Source organism: Leisingera sp. ABM4_101, assembly GCF_056158725.1.
In genome coordinates this window covers 436,942-460,110 of sequence record NZ_JBSWTV010000002.1, presented here as the reverse complement: position 1 = coordinate 460,110, position 23,169 = coordinate 436,942, and the positions used below count along the sequence as shown (strand labels likewise).

Genomic DNA, 23,169 nt, shown 5'->3' with positions numbered 1-23,169 from the left:
ACGCTGAAAGGCGCTTGTCCGCTCCCGGTCTGAAACCTGCGGATCGCCCGTAATACGGGCTGAAAGATAGTATTGATGGCTCACAAATTCCCGGACCACGCCCCTGCGGTGATCATCGGCGGCGGCATCATCGGCGTCTCGACCCTCTACCACCTGGCTAAAAGAGGCGTCCCTGCTGTCCTGATCGAGAGGCGCAAAATCGCCAGCGGCACCACTTGGCATGCCGCCGGGATCGTCGGCCAGCTACGCGACAGCACTGCTCAGACTGAGCTGGGAAAATATACCGCCCGTCTGTTCCGCGAGCTGGAAGAGGAAACCGGCCAGGCCACTGGTTACAAGCCCAATGGCACTATCAATCTGGCCATTGGCGATGTGCGGCACGAGCAGCTGCTGCGTAGCCACGACCACGCTGCCCGCATGGGAATTGAAACTTTCCTGCTGTCCCGGGCTGAGCTGCAAGAGCGGTGGCCCTGGATCGAAACGGGCGATGTGAAATCGGCCTTCTTCGTGCCCTCAAACGGCCAGGTGAACCCGCTGGATGTGACTGTGGCCATGACCAAGGGTGCTAAAGCCCAAGGCGCACAGGTGTTCGAGGACACCAAGGTCACTCGGCTGGTTCTTCGCGATGGCAAGGTTGCCGGGGTGGAAACCGACCAGGGGGTGATTGCCACGGACAAGGTGCTGCTGGCAGGTGGCATGTGGAGCCATCTTTTTGCCAAAGCACACGGCGTCACCGTGCCGCTGCACGCCACAGAGCATTTCTACATTGTGACCGAGCCAGTGGCCGACCTGCCCAAGGACCAGCCGATCCTGAACATCGCCGAGGAACGCACCTATTGGAAGGAGGACACCGGCAAGCTGCTGATCGGCTCTTTCGAGAAGCACGGCAAGCCATATGGCGCCGACGGCATCCCCGAGGATTTCGAGTTCGATGAGCTGCCCTTTGACATGGAGCATGTGGAACCCTGCCTCGAAAAGATGTTCGAGCGCATGCCGGCGCTGGGAGAGATGGGCATCCAGACCTTCTTCAATGGCCCTGAAAGCTTCACTCCGGACGGCCGCCCCTATCTTGGCCCAACGAGCGAGATCAAAGGCCTCTTTGTGGCCACCGGCATGAACTCCAACGGTATCCTGAATTCCGGCGGCGTCGGGCTGACGATGGCGGAATGGATGACCGACGGCGAACCCTCGCGCGGAATGGGGCCAATGCTGGCCCGCCGGGCGCATCCGTTCCAGCGCAACACGAAATACAACCACGACCGCAGCGCAGAGTTGGTGGGCTTCCACTACGGTGTCTCCTGGGCAGGACGCCAGATTCACAGTGCCCGCGGTGTGCGGCGGGTTCCGCTGCATGACCGCCTGAAGGAAGCCGGCGCCACATTTGCCGAACGGATCGGCTGGGAAATACCCATGTACTACGATCCGGACCAAAAAGGCTGGAACGAGGAGCCGAGCCTATGGTGGAAAGACTGGTCGCCGCAGGTCGAGGCAGAATGCCTGGCGGCGCGGGATGCGGCGGTGCTGATTGACCAGTCAATGTATGCAAAGATCCAGGTGCAGGGCCCCGATGCGGTGCGTGCGCTAAACCGGGTCTGTGGCGCGGAGATGGACGTGGACACCGGCACCTCGGTTTACACCCAGTTCCTGAACAGCCGCGGCGGGATCGAGGCGGATGTCACTATCACCCGCACCGCGCCAGAATGCTTCATAGTGATCACCGGCCATCCCAGCCAGATCCGCGATCAGGCCTGGATCTGTGACCATGCCGACCCGGACTGGCGGTTCGAAATCTTCGATGCCACCTCGGCGCATGGCCTGATCTCCATCCACGGTCCGAAATCGCGGGAGATCCTGTCTGCAATTTCCGGCGATGACCTGTCGAACGAAGCCTTCCCCTTTGGCGCGGCCCGCGAAATCGACATGGGCTACGCCCGCGGCTGGGCCATCCGCCGCTCTTTCCTGGGCGAGCTGGGATATGAGCTATTGATGCCCACGGAGTTCACCGCAAGCGTATATGAGGCGCTGATGGAGGCGGGCACGCCACTGGGCCTGCGCCACATGGGAATGTTTGCCATGAACGCGTGCCGGCTGGAAAAGGGCTTCCGCCACTTCGGCCATGACATCGCCGAAGACGACACGCCCTTCGAGACCGGGCTTGGCTTTGCAGTGGCGCTTGGCAAAGAGGGGGATTTCCTCGGCAAAGCCCCGCTCGCCGCGCAAAAGGCAGGCGGCCCGGCGACGCCGCACCGGACGGTCTCCTGCATCGTTGAAGGGGTGGGCGCGAAGGACGGCCCCTACCTGATCCACAACGAACCGGTCTGGAAGGAGGGCAGGATCGCGGGCCACGTGACGTCCGGCGATTGGGGCTTCCGGATGGAAGCAATGGTCGGGCTGGCCAGTCTTCACCGTGACGAGGGCGTCAACAAAGCCTGGATCGACGAGGGCGGTTTCGAGGTGCAGATCGCTGGAAAAATGTACCCGCTGAAGGTGCAGCTTACGCCGTTTTACGATCCCAAAGGCAGTCTCATGCGGGGCTGAGCCCGAGGGAAGGGAGGGCAATATGACGAATAAAACCATTTTGGTTATAGGTACATACGATACCAAGAATGATGAGCTGGACTTCCTGGCCAGCAAGATCCGCGGGTTGGGCGGCGGTGTGCTGACGCTGGACGTCAGTGTTCTGGGCGATCCGGAAAAGCCCACGGATTTCTCTAAACATGATGTGGCTAAGGCCGGCGGCAGCTCCATTCAGGCGGCCATAGACAGCGGCAGCGAGCATGTCGCGATGAACATCATGTCGGCGGGCGCCTGTGCCCTGGCCTGCGAGCTGCACCTCGAAGGCGGGATCGATGGCGTGATCATCCTGGGCGGCACCATGGGCACAGACCTGGCGCTGGATGTCTGCCAGGCGCTGCCGGTGGGGGTGCCGAAATACGTGGTCTCCACCGTCTCATTCTCCGCGTTGATCCCTGCCGAACGCCTGTCGCCTGATATTCAGATGATCCTCTGGGCGGGCGGCCTTTACGGGCTGAACGCGATTTGCAAGTCCTCCCTTGCGCAAGCAGCAGGCGCGGTGCTCGGGGCTGCGCAAGCGGCGGAGCCTGCCGTAAGCGGGCGGCCGGTGATCGGCATCACTTCGCTGGGCACCTCCTGCCTGAAATACATCAAGACCCTGAAACCGGCGCTGGAGGCGCGCGGCTACGAGGTGGCGGTGTTCCACGCCATGGGCATGGGCGGCATGGCCTTTGAACAGATCGCATCGCAGAACGGGTTTGTCTGTGTGATGGACTTTGCCGGCTGCGAACTGGGCAACCTGCTAGCAGGATCGGTGGTGAATGCAGGCCAAGACCGGCACCGGGCCGCGGGGCGGGCAGGCATCCCGCAGATCGTGGCGCCCGGCTGTATGGACCTGATCGACTTTGCAGGCTGGCAGGAGATCCCAGAGCGGTTCCGGGGCCGCCCGATCCACACCCACAACAAGCTGGTCAAGAACACCTTTTACAACGCGGAGGAACGCCGGGAGATCGCCCATGAGTTGAACCTGCGGCTGGGCGAAAGCGCGGCGCCCACGCATCTGATCATCCCCAGGGGCGGGATCGAGGAATGGGATCGCCCCGGCGGCGACTGTCACGACCCCGAGGGGCTGGCCGCCTTCATCGCCGAGCTGAGCGCCACCGTAGCGCCCTCCGTTCAGGCAACCGAACTGGACGCCCATATCAACGATCCCGCTTTCACAGACGCGGCGTTGGCGATCCTCGACCGTTGGGCCGCAGAGGGAACTGTCCCGCCGGGCAAGCCATAACCACCGGGACAATCAGACAAAAACAGGGAGGAAAACATGAAACTCAAACTTGCAGCCGCAGCGACGCTTCTCAGCGCCACCGCCGTCCTTGCGGAGTACCCGGAGAAGCCGGTCTCCTTTGTGGTGCCCTTCCCGCCGGGCGACCTGGAGGACGTGCTGACCCGCCTCATCGCAGACAAGTTCCAGGAAATGTACGGGGTGCCCGCGGCGGTTGTGAACAAACCCGGCGGCGGCGGCGGGCCGTTCCCCGGCGCGGTCGAGGTCGCAGGTGCCAAGGCGGACGGCTATACCATCGGCTCTTTCGTAATCGACGTGCCGGTGGTGGGCCCGGAAATCGGCATCCCCGAGCTGAGCCCCAACCCGTTCGACCCGGTTGGCATCTTCATGACTTACCCCTTCGTGATTGCCACGCTGGACAGCCAGCCTTATGACACCTGGGAGGAGCTGGCGGCTTTCGGCAAAGACAACGATGTCTCGCTGGGCCACTACGGCTCGTTCCTGGCGCCAACGCAAGTCACCTTTGCCGCCGCGCAAAAAACCGGGTGGGATTTCGCCTCCGAGGCCGCCTTCGACTTGCTGGACTGCAATGTCCTCGCCTCGGGCGACGTGGATGTGGTCAACGCCACGATTCAGACGCTGCTGCCCTGCATCGACGATCTGAAGATCCTCGGCACGATTGGAGAGGAGCGCACTCCGCTGACCCCCGATGTCCGCACCGTGGGTGAGATCGTTCCTGAACTTCCGCTGTCCCTGTGGAACGGACTGTTTGTGCCCAAGGGCACGCCGGATGATGTGAAGGCCAGAATCGAAGCGGCGGCCAAAGCCGCATTGGAGAGCGATGCTGCAAAGTCTCTGTCCCAAGAGACCGGTGTCTTGATCTACTGGAAAGACGCCGCCGCCTCAGCCGCTCAGATCGACGCGGATGTAAGGGTCAACGGTGAGATTGCCAAACTGCTCGATTGAGCCGCCAGGCTGAGAGGGGCGGAACCGCCCCTCTCTTTCCGGCCAGCCAACCCTTCAGCCCAATGCCGCGTTTGACAGCAGGGAGCGAACCATGACTTGCATAAAGTACTTTCAGGAGCTGTTTCAGCGTTACCGGCGGCCTGGCGATCTGGTCTTTGCGGTGGCCTTTCTGCTGTTTGCATTGTTCCTGCTGAGCCAGCTGGGCGAGCAGACCAAATGGGTGAAGCGCACGAAATGGTTCGGGCAGCCGTCGCTGTGGCCCGGTGTCGCTGTCTGGGGAATGGTTGTGTTCGGGGCCTTCCATCTGCTGGGCTCAATGGTGTCGCCGCGCATTCACGGGCGGCTGAAGGAAATTGCCTTCTGGCTGCGGTCGCTTGAGTACGTGCTTTACTTCATTGCCTATGTCGCGCTGGTGCCCGTCTGCGGCTACCTGCCGTCGACGCTGCTGTTTGCCATGTTCCTGACACTGCGCGCGGGCTTCCGCCGCCCGCAGCATCTGCTGATTGCGGCGGTTTTTGCAGTCTCTGTTGTGCTCATCTTCCGCGGTTTCCTGCAGGTGAAGATCCCTGCAGGCCAAATCTATCAGCATCTGCCTGATGCGCTGCGCGCCTTTGCGCTGACCAATCTTTGAGGCCGTCATGGACACTCTTCTTTCTGGTTTCCAGCTTCTTGCACAATGGGATGTCCTTGTGGCTCTGGCCATCGGCTCAATCGGCGGCGTCATCATCGGCGCGCTGCCCGGCGTCGGGCCTGCGGTTGCCATTGCGATCCTGTTGCCTGCCACCTTTGCCTTCGAGCCTATCGTCGGGCTGACCCTGCTTTTGGGGATCTACGGCAGCTCGATGTATGGCGGTGCGATCCCGGCCATCCTGATCAACACCCCCGGCACACCGGTTAACGCGCTAACAACCTATGACGGCTATCCGATGACCAAGCGCAAGCAGGGCCACCGGGCGTTGTCGCTGGCATATACGGCCTCTTTCTTTGGCGGCATCTTCTCGGTTCTTTGCTTGATCCTGCTGTCGCCGCTGCTGGCACTGATTGCCCCGCATTTCGGCAGCCGCGAGATCTTTCTGGCGGCCTTCATGGGGATCCTTCTGGTGGTGGTGGCGCACCGTGGACAGACCTTTGCCGCCGGAATGCTGGCCTGTTTTGGCATTTTCCTGAACACTGTCGGGCTAGAGCCAGTCAAGTACACCAAGCGGTTTACATTCGACCAATCCTGGCTCTCCTCCGGATTTGATCTGATTGTCGTGGTGCTGGGGCTGTTTGCCCTCAGTCAGGCGTTCCTGCTGCTTATCGAAAAAGACCATGCCCCCGGCGAAGCCCATGTGCAGGGCAATATGCTGTCGGGCATGAAAGAGCTGCTGGGGATCAAGCGCATTGCCACCGCCGCCTCCTCCCTCGGCGTGCTGATGGGCATGATCCCCGGTGTCGGCGAGTTCACCGCGCAATTCCTCTCCTACACATACGCGCAGAAAACCTCGAAAACTCCGGACGCCTTCGGCAACGGCTCTCCCGAAGGCCTTGTCGCATCTGAGGCAGCAAACAACGCTGTCCCAGGTGCGGCAATGATCCCGCTCTTGGCGCTTGGCATCCCGGGCGAGGCGCTGACCGCAATGATGCTGTCGGTGTTCTATGTGCACAACGTCATCCCTGGGCCGCAGCTGTTTGAGACGCAGCTGGATTTCGTGATGGCGCTCTATCTGGCGCTGATCCTGCTCAACGTAATCGTGCTGGTGTTTCTGCTGTTCTCGACCAACCTCTTGCTGAAAATCATCCAGATCCCGACGCGGTTCCTGGGCATGATTATCCTGACCCTGTCCTTCATCGGCGTCTACTCCCTGCGCAATTCGATCACCGATTGCGCCATTGCGGCCGGGTTCGGCGTGTTCGGGCTGATCCTAAAGCGGCTGAACCTGCCAATTGTGCCGATCATCCTGGGCATGGTTCTGGGCGGCATCATGGAGGTCAAGCTGCGCATTGCCATGGCTTCGGTGAAAACCCCCATCGACTTTATCAGCCGTCCCATCGCCGCAGTCATTTTCGTGATGATCATCGGGATCCTGGTGCTGCACATCCGCACCCTTATCCGCGAGCAGAAGGCTAAGCGCAAACCGGATCCGGTTGGGCCTGACTATGAACATTCCAGCCAGCAAGGGTGACAGCATGCTGAACCAGAACGATATTAACGCTCTCCGGCTGCTGGAGGTGCCGGCGCAAGGTCATTTCATCGACGGCAGGGCGCAAGCCTCCCTGACCGGCGGCACGCTGGAGGTGATGTCCCCCATCAACGGTCGGCCCCTAACTCGTTTGGCCGAAGGTGCGCCTGCCGACATGGAGCGCGCCATCGCCTCCGCCCGCGCGGCCTTTGAGGCTGGCCATTGGTCCCGGATGGCACCTGCGGCCCGCAAGAAGGTCCTGATGAAGCTGGGCGGCCTGATCGAGGAACGCGCACTGGAAATTGCTGTTTTGGGCGTGCGCGACAACGGCACCGAAATCAGCATGGCGGTCAAGGCCGAAGCGATGTCGGCCGCCGCCACCTTCCTCTACTACGGCGAGGCTATCGACAAACTCTATGGCCAGGTTGCTCCCACGGCAGAGAACGTTCTGGGATTGGTGCATCACGCACCGGTCGGGGTGGTGGGGGCTATCGTGCCTTGGAATTTCCCGTTGATGATTGGCGCCTGGAAAATCGCCCCGGCGCTGGCGGCGGGAAACTCGATTGTCCTGAAACCCGCCGAAAGCGCCTCGCTCAGCCTCTTGAAGATCGCCGAATTGGCGGTTGAGGCTGGACTGCCTCCCGGCGTGTTCAACGTGGTTACCGGCAAGGGCAGCGTCGTGGGCGAAACCCTGGCGCTGAGCATGGATGTGGATATCATGGTCTTTACCGGCTCCGGTGCCACCGGGCGGCGGCTGCTGGAGTACTCGGCACGCTCCAACTTGAAACGCTGCTACTTGGAGCTGGGCGGCAAGTCCCCCAACATCGTCTTCAACGATGCGCCGGATCTGGCGGAGGCGGCTAAGGTTTCCGCGGCCGGCATCTTCCGCAATTCGGGTCAGGTTTGCGTAGCCGGGTCGCGCCTGCTTGTGCAGGAGGGCATCGCCGAAGAATTCGTTGCCGAAATGTCCCGCCACGCGGAAGCCTTCCGTGTCGGCGATCCATTGGATCTGGCCAGCCAGATCGGCGCGGTACACTCCCAGGCGGAGTTGGAGGCGAACTTGGGATTCGTCACCCGCGCTGAGGCCGAGGGCGCCGAGCTGCGTACCGGCGGCCAGCGCATTCTGGCGGAGACTGGGGGGTTCTATATGCAGCCCACCATCATGACCGGGGTGAAGCTGCAGGACCATCTGTTCCAGAACGAGGTGTTCGGCCCGGTATTGGCGGTGACGACCTTCAAGGACGAAGAGGAAGCAATCTGTCTCGCCAATGCCACGACCTACGGTCTTTCCGCCGGGGTGTGGACCGCAAACCTCAGCCGGGCGCACCGGATGGTAGCCGGCATCCGGTCCGGCATTGTGCATGTGAACACCTATGGCGGCTCGGATCTGACGGTGCCTTTGGGCGGTGTCAAACAATCCGGCAACGGTCATGACAAATCCCTCCATGCCATGGAAAAATATTCCGACCTGAAATCCGCCTGGATCCAGCTTTGACAAGAGGAAGTGCAATGACCCTGCCAGCCAAATCCCAGGAGCTCATCGACCGGCGTGCCCGGCTGCTGGGGCCCAACGTCTCAACGTTCTATGACGAGCCGCTGCACATCGTGAAAGGCGAGGGCGTCTGGCTGTGGGACGCCGAAGGTCGCAAGTATCTGGACTGCTATAACAACGTCCCGCATGTGGGCCACTGCAACCCGCGGGTGGTGGAGGCGATCTGCCGCCAAGCGGCAACGCTCAACACCCATACGCGGTATCTGCACGACGGCATTCTCGACTATACCGAAAAGCTGACAGGCACCATGGATGCCACGCTCGACACAGCCATTCTGACCTGCACCGGGTCCGAGGCTAACGACATTGCCCTGCGCATGGCCGAAGCAATGTCCGGCAAGCGCGGCATTGTGGCAACCGATGCCACCTATCATGGCAACACTTCGCTGGTCAGCCAGCTCAGCTGCTCGAACACGCCAACCGTCGGATTTGGCCTGGAGCAGTATTTCCGCTTTGCCGAAGCGCCGGACAGCTACCGCAACCCGGACCCGGACGGCCGCAAATTCGCCGCTTCGGTTGCTGAACAGATTGCGGCGCATGAGGAGGCCGGTATCGGCTTTGCTGCCCTTGTCATCTGCCCCTTCTTCCTGAACGAGGGGTTTCCAAACAACCCGGACGGTTGGCTGAAACCCGTGGCAGAAGTGGTGCGCAAGGCCGGCGGCCTGCTGATCTGCGACGAGGTGCAGTCGGGCTTTGGCCGCACCGGCACCCACATGTGGGCGCATCAGAAGATGGGCGTGGTGCCCGATGTGATGACCCTGGGCAAGCCGATGGCCAACGGCCACCCGGTCGGCGGCGTCGTCACCCGCGGCGAGATCCTTAAAACGTTCCGCTCCGGCTACCGCTATTTCAACACTTTCGGCGGCAACCCGGTGTCCTGCGCGGCGGCAATGGCGGTGCTGGAGGAAATCGAGGATCAGAACCTGCTGGCCCATGCCGAGACTGTCGGCACCCATGCGCTCGCCCGGCTGCAGTCACTGCAAGAGAAGTATGAAGTAATTGGCGACGTGCGCGGCTCCGGCATGGTCTTTGGCGCGGAAATGGTGCTGGACCGGCAAAGTAAGGAGCCGGCCAGTGCCTTCACCGACCGGGTGATCAATGCCATGCGCCACCGCGGTATCATCCATTCCAAGCTGGGCCGCCACAAGAACACCCTGAAAATCCGCCCGCCAATGCCGTTTTCCAAGGAAAACGCGGATCTTCTGTTTGACACGCTGGACGAAGTGCTGGCGGAGATTCCGGTGCAGCCATGACGGCAGCAGTCGAAAAATCTTTGGCGCTCTGGGGGATGGAAGGCGCGGCGGCCAGCCTGGTCGCTACCCGTGAAAACCAAGTCTACCGGGTGGACCATGGGGGGCGTGCCTATGCGCTGCGCTTGCACCGCCCCGGCTACCGCACTGATGCGGAGCTATGGTCAGAGTTGCAGTGGATGAATGCTGCGGCCGAAGGCGGGTTAAATGTGCCCGCTCCAATCCCTTCCGCATCAGGCGAATTCCTGCACGTAGCCGAAGGGATCCAGGCGGATGTGCTGACCTGGCTCTCCGGCGCACCGGTCGGCAAGACGGGTGAGGATCTGGCTGCTGCAGACCGCAACGGGCTGTTTTACGGCATCGGCCGCGAAATGGCCCGCCTGCATGAGGTCTCCGACCGCTGGACACCGCCTGAGGGCTTCAACCGCTGGTCCTGGGACCGGGAGGGGCTGTTGGGCGAAAACCCAGTCTGGGGCCGGTTCTGGGAAAATCCCAGCCTGACAAAGGAGGACCGCGCCATGTTCCTTGTCCTGCGCCGGGAAGCAGATGCAGAGCTGCAGCAATTGGAGGATACGCTGGACTATGGCCTGATCCATGCTGATCTCGTGCGGGAAAACGTGATGGTGGACGGCGGCAAGCTGCAGCTGATCGACTTTGACGACAGCGGCTTTGGATTCCGCTTGTTTGATCTGGCCACAACGCTTCTCAAGAACATGCGGGAAACCGACTACCCAGCGCTGCGCGACGCGCTGATAGCGGGATACCTCTCCGTGCGGGTGATCGATCTGGCGGCGCTTGACTTGTTCATCCTGCTGCGGTCGGCCACCTACGCGGGCTGGATCATCCCCCGCATGGATGAGCCCGGTTCCAAGGCCCGCAACGAGCGGTTCATCGGAACTACCCGCGTTCTGGCCCGGAGTTTTCTGGCAGGGAAAGGGGTGCAGCCATGACCCGTTTTGAAGGCAAGACCGCGATCATTACTGGCGCTGGAACCGGCATTGGCGCAGCCACTGCCTGCCGGATCGCGGCCGAGGGCGGCAACGTGATCCTGACCGGGCGCCGTCAGGGGCCGATTGAGAAAGTGGCAGACAACTGCGGCGGCCTCGCTGTGTCCGGCGATGCTGCCAGTGCCGAGCATATGGTTGCCCTGGTTGACTTGGCGCGCAACCGGTTCGGCGGGCTGGACGTAATGGTCTGCAATGCCGGCGGTTTCGGCTTTGGGACCCTTACCGGGATCAGCGACGCGGATTGGGGCGCCGCGGTGCAGGCCAATCTGAACACGGCAATGGTCTCTGCACGCGCAGCCATGCCTGCGCTGATTGAACGGCGCGGGAACATCCTAATGATGGCTTCGATTGCCGCGCTGGCAGCAGGGCCAGAGGCTTGCGGATATGTGACCATGAAACACGGGCTGCTGGGCCTCACTCGCTCAATCGCGCGCGATTATGGCAAGCTAGGCGTGCGCTGCAATGCGATCTGCCCTGGTTGGGTCCGTACTGAGATGGCTGATGCAGAGATGGCAGAACTCGTTGAGCGCCAAGGACTTGCGTCGATTGAGGAGGCCTACAGCCTTGTGACCCGCGATGTGCCGCTAGGCCGCGCAGCGACAGGCGCAGAAGTCGCCTCCGCAGTTGCCTTTCTCTGCTCGGAAGACGCCGCCATGATCTCGGGGGCTGCTCTGACCGTTGATGGCGGTGCAACAATTGTAGATGTCCCGACGCTGGCCTTCTGATCTTCGCTCACCAGAATGTTGAACTCATAGCACGGGCTTCTGAATCTCAGGCTTCAAAAAGGCAGGTCCCGTTTGCTGTTGGTTGGCGTGCAGACCAAGGCCCAGACTCGCCCTCGTTGCGGTTGGGTTTTCCTTTCATGGGAACAGCAAAGTTCGAAAAATTCAGGGTTGTGCTTTGCATCAACTGATGCACCATATGTGGAGCTAAAGTGCATAACGGTTGATTCTGGAAGGCTGTCGCAACTTTCCTAAGTGGGGCTTGCAGAAACTGCGCACACTTATGGGCTAAATGCGCAAAACTATGCGCAAGTGCCGCGCAAAATTATGGGCGCAGACCTAAGATTTTCGCCAATGAAATCAGTGAGTGCAGCGCAACATTACGCGCGATCCTACAGCTGTTTCATCACCCATCATAGCAAACCCCTGCAGCTTTCAGATCTTCAAGACAAATGTGTGCACGATCCTGCAGGCTTTGTAGGTTTCCCTATAGCACTGCGGATACCCCATAGTTTTGCGGTATCCGCCCATAGTTCTGCGGGTTGGGTGGTTGGTTTTGAACGGGCGGCTCGGCGTTGGCGTGTCTTCATCGCATCGGCCATCCTGCCTTGCAGGCGGGTCTGTTCAAATCGAAAAGTGGCTACAGGGAAGCCAGCCGACATCTACCTGCTGGCGTATCGTGCTCAGCCGTTTGGTTGTGGCTGGGGTGGAAAGGCTTTCGATCACCTTGAGCGCATTTGCCCCGCTGGGATCGATATAAGGCGTGAGGTTAGCAAAAGACATCATTCCATGTCGCAAGCGGTGGTGCAGATTCGCGAGGCTCCAGGCCGGGCTGCAGGTCATCTGCCAGAGCTTGCGGAGATCAAAGCGGAACGGAAACTTCAGAGCGTTGCGCAGGTCGTGAGCGCGGCGTGCTGGCGCGGGCACATCCAGCGTCACTAGCAACACGTCATAGCCTGTGGCTGCGGCACGCCAACGCCCAAGTCAGACGCCACCCGTTTGCGTGTCGGTCCGCTGGTCAGTGCGATCCGCACCGCATCAGCGCGGAATTCGTTCGGCCGTCTCGTTCCCTTAGCTCGTCTCCTTTGGAGCAATGAATGCTATCAATGGAGCGGCATCAAACCGCGACAGGTCCAGAAGAACGCTGTGCGGTGCACGAAAGTCCCAAATGCGAAAGCTGCACCACGGCGATAGCCGGAGCGGTGGGCGTCGCCTTTGGCCGACATTACTCCCGCGGTTTCGCAGGAGCTGCATAGTGCTGCACCTGCTCGCTCGGAAAATTGGGCACGTAGCTGTCTTGCGGCGACGCAGCATGCTGGTCCTCGGCCTGCAGGCAGGCCGTAGAAAGCTGATCCTCAAGCTCTCGGTGAACTGGAGTATCGCGGCAAATTCATCTGATTAGAGGCATGCCTGTGCGTTTAATTTTAGCGTGTTACCCGGAGCATGGTGGGCTGTGTCCGCCGAGCGGTGGTTCTAATGTTAGATCAAGTGAAAAAAAATACAAAAAAATATTGCAAATGATACAATGCTTCTCTTAGGGTTCCCGTGCCGGCCGCCGCGGCAGCATCTCTGCCAGTGGAAACGGCTCCGACGCTTCAGCTGTTTCAACCACTGATGCGGATGCAACCGATGACCTGGGCAAGGGAGGGAAACATGCTCAAATCACTTAAATTTGGAAAAACCCTGGGGCGTATAGGCCTGGCAGGCGCCTTGGCACTGTCTGTAGCCACACTGGCCTCTGCTGCCGACATGCGCCTGAAATTTGCAGGCACCTTCCCGGTGGATCATCCCGGCACCAAGATGATGGAGCAGATCAAGGCGGATATCGAAGCGGCTGATGTGGGCCTCAAGGTGTCGCTGTTCCCGGCCAACCAGCTGGGGTCAGGTGAAGCACTGATGGAAGACACCATCCGCGGCAACATCGACTTCACCGCTGCCTTCATCTACAGCCACAAGGACCCGCGGCTGGAGTTCCTGTCGATGCCGTTCCTCGTCAACAACTTCGACGAGATGGACAGCATCATGCGCAACATGGACAGCCCGTTTAACCAGATCCTGCAGGAGCGCCTGAACGAGCTGGGCCTGCGCCTGCTGGCCAACAATCCCGAAGGTTTCACCGGCATCGTTGCCAACAAGAAGCCGGAAAACTGGAACGTTCTGGGTTCAAAGGACATGAACATCCGCGTCTGGTCCTCGCCGGTGGTGAAGAACATGGTCGAGGGGCTGGGCTTCCAGGCAACCACCATGGCCTGGGGCGACATCTTCCCGGCGCTGCAATCCGGCATTGTGGACGGTGCGATCTGCTGCACCAAATCGGCGACCTACTCGATCTTTGCGCAGTCGGATGTGGGCAAATACTACGTCCAGTACAACTCGGTCTCCGAGCTGACCTCTTACTACGCCTCTGAGAAGACCTGGGCCAAGCTGGACGACGCGCAGCGCGCGGCCGTGCAGGCCGCCTTTACCAAGGCGTCGGATGACTTCTTTGCCTACAACCGCGAGAACGACGCCAAGTTCGGCGAGCTGCTGCAGGAGAAGGGCTATGAAATCCTGGCTCTGAACGACGAAGAGCAGGCTGCGATGGCCGCCTGGGTGCGTGAAAACATCTGGCCGACCATGGTCGACACCATCGGCCAGGACACGCTGGACCGTCTGACCGCGGAATAATCCAAGGACCGGGCCGGCGGCAACCTGTGCTGCCGGCCTTTTGCCGCCATGGCGAAAGGGGGAGGGCTGATGAGCGAGATTACCGAAAGACTGCCGCATGGCGCAGCCGCCCCGCTGCGGGCGGCGTTGCGGTTCATGCGCCTGTTTGTGGCCGCGGGTGGCCTGTTGATGGCTCTAACTTTTCTGGCTGTAGTGATCATCCGCTATGGCTTTGCCGGCAATCTGTTTGCTTATGAGGAATGGCTGCTGGCGATCAGCTTCTGGACCTTCTTCTTTGGCGCAGCGCTGGCTGGCGAAAAGAAGTCCCATGTCAACGCCGACATCCTCGGTGTGGTGCTGGGCGACGGCAAACTGGCCTGGGTGCGGGGCATCCTTGTCTACCTGATTGAGATCGTTATCGGCGCCTATATCGTCTACTGGTGCTATCTGGCGGTGGAGAGCGAGATCCTCGCCTATCCGCTGTGGGAGCGCACCACGGCGCTGAAAATCCCGGCCGTTTTCCCCCGTGCCGCGATCATGACCGGCTTTGCCTTCATGACCCTCTTCAACGCGATCTACTTCGTGCTGCATCTCATCGATGGGCCTGACGCCTATCACGCGCCCCGCCCCGAGGAGGACGACGCATGATCATCTTTGGCAGTATTGTCATCATCTGCGGCCTGCTGTTGCTGGGTGTCAGCGTCTACATCGCCTTTGGCGCGGTCCTGCTGTTTCTCGCCATGACCGGCGGCCATGACATCACCGGTTACCTGCCTGCGGGCTATTGGAAGATGAACACGCTGGTTCTTCTGGCGATTCCGCTGTTCATGATCTCCGGTGCGATCATGGAGAAGGGCAAGATCGCCGCACCGCTGGTGGCGCTGGCGGAGCTGTTTATTGGCCATATCAAGGGCGGGCTATCTGCGGCCGCGGTGGTTGCCTCGGGCATTTTCGGGTCGATCTCTGGCAGTGCCAATGCGACGCTCACCTGCATTGGCGGCATCATGATGCCGCATCTGCGCAAGGCGAATTACCCGGATGGCCTGTCCGCAGCCCTGATCGTCAGCGCCAGCCCCTTGGGCTTGCTGATCCCGCCCAGCTCCTCGCATATCCTCTATGCTTGGGTGGCGCAGCAGTCGGTGCTGAAGGCGTTTCTGTCGACCGTCTTTCCGGGAATCATTCTGATCATCCTGCTGATCGCCACCAATCAGTTTGCCCTGCGCAAGTACAAAGACATCAAAACCACTGAAAAGCCGGTGGATTTTGCGCCGCAGTTCAAGCTGCAGACCCGCCAGGCGATGCCGGCGCTGCTGATGCCCTTGATCATTCTAGGCGGTATCTATGGCGGCATCATGACCCCGACCGAAGCCGCGGGTGTGGCGGTGGTGTATTCAATTCCGATTGCGATCTATGTTTACCGTGGCCTCACCTGGCGAGGGCTGATGGAGACGCTGACGGGTGCGGGTATCACTATCGGCGTCGTAATGACGATGATCTTCATGGTGCTGATCGTCTCGCGCTTCCTGATCTTCGAAGACATTCCCAATATCGCCCGTGACCTCGTGTTCTCGGTCTCGGAGAACCCGATTGTGATCCTCTTAATGGTCAACCTGGTGATGATCCTGATCGGGATGCTGATGGACGATATCTCGGGACTGCTGCTGGCGACGCCGCTCTTGTTGCCCATCGTTCGCGATGTCGGGGTCGATCCGATCCATTTTGCCGCAATTCTGGGGGTGAACCTGGGGATGGCAAATGTCACGCCGCCGACCGCGCCGCTCCTGTACCTGGGTGCGCAGGTGACCGAGACACCGGTGGGCAAGATGCTGGGGCCGACGCTTCTGTTCATCTTCTGCGCCTGGCTGCCGACACTGGCGCTGACCACCTTTGTTCCTCAGCTGTCGCTCTGGCTGCCGGATGTGCTGCTGAGCCGCTGAGCCGTACCCGGGCGGCAAGATGATCCCCCTCGCCGCCCGGGTTTCAGAACTTCCCCGTTGCAAAGATTGCAAATGTAAAATCTTTTGCAGCGGGGTGTATCGAATGGATCGGGCTGCACCCTTTGGACTTGCAGGGGAGCCTTGGATGCAACAGGAGACGCCGGCCGGCATGAATACCTACCTTCACGTAAGCGACAGGCTGAAGGAGCTGTTTCCGCAGCTCCCGCGCGCGCTGAAGGTGGCGGCGACCTATATGCTTGAGCATCCGGGCGATATCGCGACCTTGTCGATGCGGCAGGTGGCCGGGAATGCGGGCGTGTCGCTGCCAAATTTCTCGCGCCTGGCTAAGGCATTGGGGTTTGAGACCTACAGCGAGCTGCGCGAGGTCTACCGCAAGCAGGTGCAGCAGAACGACATCAGCGAATATCACTTGCGGGCCGAAAGCCTGCAGAAGTCCGGCGGTGATCAAGCCGCACGGGAGGTGTGGGAGGATTTCCGCAACTCCACCATTGGCAACCTGACAGCGATCTTCGATTCAATCGACCCGGACTATTTCGCCAGCGTGGCCGAAGTGCTGAACGACGCCGGGCAGGTCTATATGGTTGGGATGCAGGCCTCGGCCAGTTTCTCGGCCTATGCCCATTACATCGGCGGCATGGCCAGCAGCAAAGTGCGGCTGGTGCGCGGCGAGGGTGGGGTGTTTGCCGATCCGGTTGCCGACATCGGCGCAGGCGACGTGATGATTGCCGTCAGCCAGCAGCCCTGCGCGCGGGCCGCGATTGAGCTGGCGATGCTGGCGCGGGAGCGTGGTGCCAAGGTGATTGCGATCACCGACAGCCCGGCCTCCCCCATCGCACTGGAAGCCGATTACGTGCTGTTGGGGCCCAACCGCAGCCCGCTGTTCTTTGAATCTTATGTCGGAACCACGGTGCTGATCGAGGCGCTGATCGGCTTTTTCACCATTGGCCAGCCCAGCGGTGTGGTGGAGCGGATCGAGCGGATCGAGGCCGACCGGCTGCGCATGAACGAATACTGGAAAAACAAGAAAGCCTGAGCCATGACCGTCCCCGAGACCCTGACCCTTCTGGCCTGCCAGATCAGCATCCCGCCGATGACCAGCGCGGCGGAGCGCAATGCGCATCTGGCGGCCTCGGCGGCCAAGGTGCGGGCTCAGCTGGAGGCGGCGGACGGCAAGGTGGATCTGGTGGTGCTGCCGGAATTGTCGAGCATTGACTATGCCCGCGACACCTTTGCCCGGCTGGATGAGATTGCCGAGCCGCTGGACGGCGCCTCTTTCCAGGCCTGGCGGCAAGTGGCGCAGGATCATGGCGTGCATGTCTCCTACGGGTTTGCCCGGGCGGGCGAGGGCGGCCCCTTCATCAGCATCGGCGTGGTGGGCCCGGACGGGGAACTGGCCGGTCATTACGACAAACTGCATCTGGCGCAGTACGGCGCTTCGATGGAGAAAGAGTACTTCAACCGCGGCAGCCATCTGTTTGTGTTTGAGGTCAACGGCTTCCGCCTGGCGCCGATCATCTGCTACGACATCCGCATCCCTGAACTGGCGCGCACCTTGGTGGTGGACCACGGGGTCGATGCGATCCTGCATTGCGGAGCCTATTACCGGGATGAGAGCTTTCATACCTGGCATCCCTTTGCGATTGCCCGGGCGCTGGAAAACCAGGTGTTCTTCCTGTCGCTGAACCGGGCCGGGGAGACCTATGGCAACTCGCTGTTCTGTCTGCCGTGGCAGGACGAAAACACCCCGCCGGTGGAATTTGCTCAGACCGCCGAGGAGTTCCGCCTGATCACCCTGGATCGCGAAACCCAGGCCAAGGCGCGGCGGGACTACACGTTCCTCAAGGACCGGCTGGACGACTACCGGATCAGTGTTCTGTCGGCTTAGAAAAATTGGGTCTCTAACCTTTGCCGGATCGCATGCGATCCGGTTCGCGCCCGGCCCCGCCCCCCAGGGCGGGCGCGAAATACTGCCAGAGCAGGATGTGTTTAAGCGTATTGGGGTGAGCACGTCCTCGCGCCAAGCGGTGAAGCGCCCACCCTCGGGACCGGGCGCGAACCTGCTGTTGCGTGAGGCCCATTGGCTAGTTTCGGATGCGGGGCGTGCGCCCGGCTTTGTAATAGGCGCCGCTGTCTTCGCGGGTGGCCTCGTAGTCGGCAATCCGTTGCTGGGCCTCTTCGCCGCCAAGGGCCACGAGGTGGCCCAGCAGGCACTCCAGAACCGCCATCGCACCGCCGTAGCAGCCGAAATAGTGGTGAGACTGGGTGGTGATCGGGAAGACGACATCGGGGTCGATCTGCGGCGCGACCACCTCGCTGTCGGAAATCACGATCAGCTTGGCCCCGCGGCTGCGGGCATAGCGCAGCGACTGGATGGTCTCGGCAGAGTAGGGGGCGAATGTGATGGCGATCAGGCAGTCCTGCTCATTGGCGCTGATCAACTCATCCACTGCCGATCCCATGTGGCGCGGGATCAGTTGCAGGCCAGGCAGGGCCATGCGGCCGACGTAGTGGAAGTAATAGGCCATCGCATAGCTGGAGCGGGTGGCGGTCACATAGCAATTGCGCGCTTCGGTCATGCAGCGCAGCGCGGTCTCAATCCGCTCCTGCGACATCATCCGCAAAGAGCGTGAAACGATATTGGTCTCGTTCCGGGCCAGCCTCCCTTGGGTCTGGGCCAGGCTGTCGCCGCCGTCCAGCTGGGCAATCCAGTCGGCGCCCATCTGGTCCTCGCGCTCAGTCACCAGGGCATGGCGGAACGGATCGCGGAACGGCTCGAACCCGTCAAACCCCATCTTCTGGGCCAGCCGGACCAGTGAGTTGGGACTGACCCCGATTTTCTCGGCCGAGACGCGGATCGGGTCCATGCCGAAGTCGCCGGGGTTGTCGATGATGTACTTGGCGATCACTTTGAGCCGCGGCGGCAGGCCGCCAATGGCGGCTTTGAGATCGGCGAGGAGGCGGGCTTTGCGGTTTTTGTCCATATCTCAATAAGAACGAATGTTCTTAGATTGGCAAATTGAAAACACGCGTGGAGAGGGCAATCTGGCGCAAATCTGAGTTTTAGAGAAAGACAGGCCCATGTCCCTTCCTTCCCACGCCTCGGTCGTTGTCATTGGCGGCGGCATCATGGGGTGCTCGACGCTGTACCACTTGGCCCAGATGGGGGTAAGCGATGCGATCCTTCTGGAGCGCAACAAGCTGACCAGCGGCACCACCTGGCATTCGGCGGCGCAAGTGCGGGCGCTGCGCCATTCGCAGAACCTGACCCGGATGATCCAGTATTCGGTGGATCTCTACTCGCGGCTGGAGCAAGAGACCGGCCAGTCGGTGGGATGGATCCAGAAGGGCAGCCTGTCGATTGCCACCAACCCGGACCGGATGACCCACATCAAGCGGCAGGAGGCGCTGGCCCAGGCCTATGGTGTGCGGGCGCAGTCGGTGAGTGCGGAGGAGGCCAGGGAACGCTGGCCGCTGATGAATGCGGAAGACGTGATCGGCGCGGTCTGGTCGCCGGATGACGGGCGGGTGTCGCCGTCGGATGTCTGTGCGGCGCTGGTCAAGGCGGCCAAGGGGCTGGGCGCGAAGATTTTTGAGAACACCGGTGTCACCGGCATCCTGACCGAGAACGGCAAGGTCGTGGGGGTCGAGACCTCGCAAGGCACCGTGATGTGCGATGCGATTGCGCTGTGCACCGGCCTGTGGTCGCGGGAAGTCGGCGCCATGGCCGGGGCCGAAGTACCCGCGCTGGCCTGTGAGCATTTCTATCTGCTGACCAAGCCGATTGATGGCATCACCGGCAACACGCCGACGCTCAGCGACCACGACAACCATCTCTATATCCGCGACGACAGCGGCGGGCTGCTGGTGGGTTGCTTTGAGCCAATGGGCAAGCCGATCAAGCCGGGCGTCCTGGACGAAAGCTTTGAATTCGGCCTGCTGCCTGAGGATTGGGAGCATTTTGAGCCGATGATGATGAACGCGCTGCACCGGCTGCCCTCGCTGGAGACGGCCGAAGTGAAGATGCTGCTGAACGGCCCGGAGAGCTTTACCCCCGATGGCATGTTCATGCTGGGTGAGACCGCGGAGACCAAGGGATTGTTCCTGGGCTGCGGCATGAACTCGGTTGGTCTGGCGTCGGGCGGCGGCGCGGGCATGAATTTGGCGCACTGCATCGTGCACGGGCACACCGCCTATGATCTGGGCGAGGCGGATGCCAAGCGGTTTGCCCCTGTTTACAACAGTCTGGAGCATCTGATGGCGCGGGCGCCGGAGATTTTGGGCACCCATTACGAAATTGCGTATCCGGGGCGGCAGCTCTCAACGGCCCGGGGTTTGCGCGCCTTGCCGCTGGAGGCTGAATACAAAGCGGCGGGCGCGTATTTCACCCAAGTCTATGGCTGGGAGCGGCCGCTGTATTTCGGTAAGACCGCTGAGCCGCGAATGACCTTTGGCAAGCCTGACTGGTTCGGGAATGTGAAGGCCGAGGTGATGGCGGCGCATGAGAAGGCTGCGGTCTTTGACGCCTCGCCATTTGGCAAGATCGAGGTGCAGGGACCGGATGCGGAAGCTTTCCTGCAGCACACCTGCGCGTCGAACATGGCCAAGGCGCCGGGCAGCGCGATCTATACCGCGGTGCTGAATGGGCGCGGCACCTATGAAAGCGACATCACCGCGCATCGGATTGCCGGGGATCACTACCGGCTGTATGTCGGCACCAATGCAATCAAGCGCGACTTTGCCTGGTTCAAACGGTATGCCGAAGGCTTTGACGTGACCCTGACTGACAGCACCGAAGATTACGCAGTGTTGGGCCTGATGGGGCCGGAAGCAGCGCGGATCATTGCGGAATGCGGCGCGCCGGAGTTGAACGAACTGGGCTACTTCAAGGTTGGCCCGGCGCATGTGGCGGGCTGCCATGTTCGGGCTGTGCGGATGTCTTATGTGGGCGAGGCTGGCTGGGAACTGACCATGAAGGCCGAGAATGCTTCCACGGTCTATGCGGCGCTGAGTGCTGCCGGGGCGGTGCCTGCGGGGATGTTTGCGCAGACTTCGATGCGGGTGGAGAAGGGCTTTGCCGCGATGGGGCATGAGCTGGACAGCGACACCAGCCCGGTTGAGGCGGGGCTGGACATGCTGGTCTCCAAGAAGAAGAGCTTCATCGGCTCCGAGGCGCTGGCCGGGCGGCGCAAAGAGGCCAAGCGGGTGCTGATGACGGTGATTATCGAGGATGAGAACGCGGTGCCGCTGGGGCACGAGCCGGTTTATGCAGGCGGCAAGATCGTGGGGCACACCACCACGGCCTCTTTCGGCTACCGGGTCGGCAAACCGATTGCGCTGGCCTATGTGCATCTGGACCACGCTGATGGAGCAGAGGCTGAGGTTGATATCGCTGGCACCCGTTACCGGGCACATCTGCAGTTTGATTGTGCCTTTGATCCTAGTGGAAGCCGCATGAAGGCGGCGATCTGAAGGCGCTCTATGACCTGTTTGACGGCGTGAAAATGGGCAATAATGCCTATGATCGCAACATGGCGGTCGAGGCGGTCGAAACCGGAGCCGTGGATCTGGTGGCCTTCGGACGGCCGTTCATTTCAAACCCGGACCTGGTTGACCGGCTGGAGAAGGGCGCACCGCTGAATGAGCTGGATCCGGCGGCTCTCTACAGCGGTGACAAAAAGGGCTACACAGATTACCCGGCACTGACCGACGTACCGGTCGCAGTTGTGTAACCTTTGAAACCTTTGGCAAGAACTGCACGATCATATCCTTGCGATGCTGGTCAAGAGCGGCTCTGATCGTGATGTCGGAGATTTTGAGAACTGGTTTGATCAGGAGCCGAAGACAACGCCGGCACCCGTCATTCTTCACGCCTCGGTTGGCCTGGACGGGCTTAAAGTCGGCTATCAAGGCGCAGATGATGTCGTCGATAGATTGATGTGTGCAATGACGAATGTCGGTCGCAATGACTGATTGTCTGCAGACACCAGGCGCGCACAGTGTCTGCGAGGAAAACTCTGTGGGGGACAGATAGAGCCCTAGCTGTCTCCCATCGTTCGCGAGACCTTCGCCCGCGCAGCACGTTACTTGGGCGCAGAGCGGACATTCAACGCCCACTTCGACACTTACTCGACCGCCCTTCAAGAAACGCAAGAATCTCCTCGGCTGCAGTGTCTTGCGAATTTAATCACTACTTCGTGGGCAGTTTGGCGAAACTTGCCTGCATCCACTCAGCGATCCGCAATAAGCGGGGATCTTCGAATGGTGTTTCAGGGAAAACAAGGTGCGAACCGGTATCTTGCCGTATCGCAGTTGGATGCAGGCGCACCAACCGGCCTGATTTGAGGTCGTCCTGATCAGTCGGCGCATCGGACAAGGATACTCCGTTGCCGGTTCCTGCGAACTCGGTGGCCAGCGCGCGATTGTCGAAAATCATAATATTGTCTGGTTTCAGCTCGGGACGACCGACGGCATCGAACCAATCCGTCCAGACGTGTTCATACCCCCGCGCTGCCGTTAGAGGCAGCTGCGCAATCTCTTCCGGTGTCAGGGGAAGGTTGCGCCCTTCTACCAGTGCCGGACCGCACAAAGGAGCAAGCAAGTCACAGTGGATCCGGATTGTTGTCAGCCCGGGCCACCTGCCAAGCCCGTGGCGAAGGGCTGCATCAAGTCCGCCGGTTTGAAAATCCGCGAGTTCGTACGAGAAGTCGAATTCGACTTTCAGTTCAGGGTAATCTCTGTAAAGCTCGTCAATATTCGGCAGGAGGACGCGTGAGACATACCATGGCACCGCGCTGATCCGGACAGTGCCGCCAAGCCCCTTGGATTGGAAGCCCCTAACCCCTGCGTCTATTTCGTCAAGCGCTTGGGTCAAAACGGCTGCGAGAGCTGCTGCGTCCTCGGTCAATCTGACACCGCGGGGAACGCGATTGAAAAGTTGGGTTCCGAAACGTTCTTCAAGCGCACGGATTTGGTGCGACACAGCGGCGTGGGTAACGTTCAATTCTTCAGCAGCAGAACGGAACGAAAGGTGACGCGCGGCAGCTTCGAACGTGCGCAGATGGTTCAGTGGCGGTAATCGGCGGGCCATTTTTACTGGTTAGATTTTCT

20 protein-coding genes are annotated in these 23,169 nt (G+C 60.9%); 17 read left to right on the top strand and 3 right to left on the bottom strand.

The features are described 5' to 3' along the window. Positions 1 to 75 precede the first annotated feature (75 nt). From ACXAEK_RS03250 to ACXAEK_RS03210, 9 genes are all read left to right on the top strand, one after another. A complete protein-coding gene (locus ACXAEK_RS03250) occupies positions 76 to 2,538 on the top strand; it encodes an FAD-dependent oxidoreductase (protein WP_475039906.1) in 2,463 nt (820 codons plus the stop codon). A gap of 22 nt (positions 2,539 to 2,560) precedes the next feature. Further along, the gene (locus ACXAEK_RS03245) at positions 2,561 to 3,802 is read left to right on the top strand and encodes a Tm-1-like ATP-binding domain-containing protein (protein WP_475039905.1); all 1,242 of its coding nucleotides are present in this window, start codon (positions 2,561 to 2,563) and stop codon (positions 3,800 to 3,802) included. A gap of 36 nt (positions 3,803 to 3,838) precedes the next feature. Continuing rightward, positions 3,839 to 4,765, top strand: coding sequence for a tripartite tricarboxylate transporter substrate-binding protein (locus tag ACXAEK_RS03240; RefSeq protein ID WP_475039904.1), 927 nt, complete (start codon positions 3,839 to 3,841; stop codon positions 4,763 to 4,765). Positions 4,766 to 4,856: 91 nt separating this feature from the next. Continuing rightward, complete coding sequence (locus ACXAEK_RS03235) at positions 4,857 to 5,396, top strand: tripartite tricarboxylate transporter TctB family protein (RefSeq protein ID WP_475039903.1); 540 nt, start codon at positions 4,857 to 4,859, stop codon at positions 5,394 to 5,396. A gap of 7 nt (positions 5,397 to 5,403) precedes the next feature. Next, positions 5,404 to 6,930 carry a tripartite tricarboxylate transporter permease gene (locus tag ACXAEK_RS03230; RefSeq protein ID WP_475039902.1) on the top strand — a complete coding sequence of 509 codons (1,527 nt, stop codon included), beginning with the start codon at positions 5,404 to 5,406 and terminating at the stop codon, positions 6,928 to 6,930. After that, positions 6,905 to 8,422, top strand: coding sequence for an aldehyde dehydrogenase (locus tag ACXAEK_RS03225; RefSeq protein WP_475039901.1), 1,518 nt, complete (start codon positions 6,905 to 6,907; stop codon positions 8,420 to 8,422). Before ACXAEK_RS03230 ends, ACXAEK_RS03225 begins: the two co-directional genes overlap by 26 nt. A gap of 14 nt (positions 8,423 to 8,436) precedes the next feature. Next, complete coding sequence (locus ACXAEK_RS03220; protein WP_475039900.1) at positions 8,437 to 9,732, top strand: aspartate aminotransferase family protein; 1,296 nt, start codon at positions 8,437 to 8,439, stop codon at positions 9,730 to 9,732. After that, positions 9,729 to 10,679: a phosphotransferase enzyme family protein gene (locus ACXAEK_RS03215; protein WP_475039899.1), complete on the top strand. Its 951-nt coding sequence runs from the start codon at positions 9,729 to 9,731 to the stop codon at positions 10,677 to 10,679. Before ACXAEK_RS03220 ends, ACXAEK_RS03215 begins: the two co-directional genes overlap by 4 nt. After that, entirely contained in the window at positions 10,676 to 11,461 is a 786-nt protein-coding gene (locus ACXAEK_RS03210; RefSeq protein ID WP_475039898.1) for an SDR family NAD(P)-dependent oxidoreductase, read from the top strand. The genes ACXAEK_RS03215 and ACXAEK_RS03210 overlap by 4 nt, the downstream gene beginning before the upstream one ends. 621 nt (positions 11,462 to 12,082) lie before the next feature. Here ACXAEK_RS03210 and ACXAEK_RS03205 read toward each other — a convergent pair. Continuing rightward, positions 12,083 to 12,397, bottom strand: coding sequence for an alpha-hydroxy-acid oxidizing protein (locus tag ACXAEK_RS03205; RefSeq protein ID WP_475039897.1), 315 nt, complete (start codon positions 12,395 to 12,397; stop codon positions 12,083 to 12,085). Positions 12,398 to 13,111: 714 nt separating this feature from the next. Here ACXAEK_RS03205 and dctP point away from each other — a divergent pair. The 5 genes from dctP to ACXAEK_RS03180 all read left to right on the top strand — a co-directional run bounded on the left by dctP (position 13,112) and on the right by ACXAEK_RS03180 (position 17,947). Continuing rightward, on the top strand, positions 13,112 to 14,125 hold the full coding sequence (gene dctP / locus ACXAEK_RS03200) for a TRAP transporter substrate-binding protein DctP (protein ID WP_475039896.1): 1,014 nt from the start codon (positions 13,112 to 13,114) through the stop codon (positions 14,123 to 14,125). A 69-nt stretch (positions 14,126 to 14,194) separates the two neighbouring features. Beyond that, entirely contained in the window at positions 14,195 to 14,752 is a 558-nt protein-coding gene (locus tag ACXAEK_RS03195) for a TRAP transporter small permease (RefSeq protein ID WP_475039895.1), read from the top strand. Further along, positions 14,749 to 16,041, top strand: coding sequence for a TRAP transporter large permease (locus ACXAEK_RS03190; protein ID WP_475039894.1), 1,293 nt, complete (start codon positions 14,749 to 14,751; stop codon positions 16,039 to 16,041). Before ACXAEK_RS03195 ends, ACXAEK_RS03190 begins: the two co-directional genes overlap by 4 nt. Before the next feature lie 169 nt (positions 16,042 to 16,210). After that, positions 16,211 to 17,095, top strand: coding sequence for a MurR/RpiR family transcriptional regulator (locus ACXAEK_RS03185; protein ID WP_475039893.1), 885 nt, complete (start codon positions 16,211 to 16,213; stop codon positions 17,093 to 17,095). Between the two features lie 3 nt (positions 17,096 to 17,098). Beyond that, positions 17,099 to 17,947 (top strand): carbon-nitrogen hydrolase family protein, encoded by an 849-nt coding sequence (locus ACXAEK_RS03180; protein ID WP_475039892.1) that lies wholly within the window; start codon positions 17,099 to 17,101, stop codon positions 17,945 to 17,947. Positions 17,948 to 18,143: 196 nt separating this feature from the next. Here the strand turns inward: ACXAEK_RS03180 and ACXAEK_RS03175 are convergent, their stop codons facing one another. After that, a complete protein-coding gene (locus tag ACXAEK_RS03175) occupies positions 18,144 to 19,043 on the bottom strand; it encodes a MurR/RpiR family transcriptional regulator (RefSeq protein ID WP_475039891.1) in 900 nt (299 codons plus the stop codon). 97 nt (positions 19,044 to 19,140) lie between these two features. On the opposite strand from ACXAEK_RS03175, the gene ACXAEK_RS03170 reads away from it, so the two are divergent. The 3 genes from ACXAEK_RS03170 to ACXAEK_RS03160 are packed head-to-tail and all read left to right on the top strand — an operon-like array spanning position 19,141 to position 22,032. Further along, positions 19,141 to 21,531, top strand: a complete 2,391-nt coding sequence (locus ACXAEK_RS03170; RefSeq protein WP_475039890.1) for a GcvT family protein — start codon at positions 19,141 to 19,143, stop codon at positions 21,529 to 21,531. Positions 21,532 to 21,563: 32 nt separating this feature from the next. Further along, on the top strand, positions 21,564 to 21,791 hold the full coding sequence (locus ACXAEK_RS03165) for an oxidoreductase (protein WP_475039889.1): 228 nt from the start codon (positions 21,564 to 21,566) through the stop codon (positions 21,789 to 21,791). Between the two features lie 43 nt (positions 21,792 to 21,834). Beyond that, on the top strand, positions 21,835 to 22,032 hold the full coding sequence (locus tag ACXAEK_RS03160) for a hypothetical protein (protein ID WP_475039888.1): 198 nt from the start codon (positions 21,835 to 21,837) through the stop codon (positions 22,030 to 22,032). 217 nt (positions 22,033 to 22,249) lie between these two features. Here ACXAEK_RS03160 and ACXAEK_RS03155 read toward each other — a convergent pair whose 3' ends face one another. Further along, complete coding sequence (locus tag ACXAEK_RS03155; RefSeq protein WP_475039887.1) at positions 22,250 to 23,149, bottom strand: LysR family transcriptional regulator; 900 nt, start codon at positions 23,147 to 23,149, stop codon at positions 22,250 to 22,252. Positions 23,150 to 23,169 lie beyond the last annotated feature (20 nt).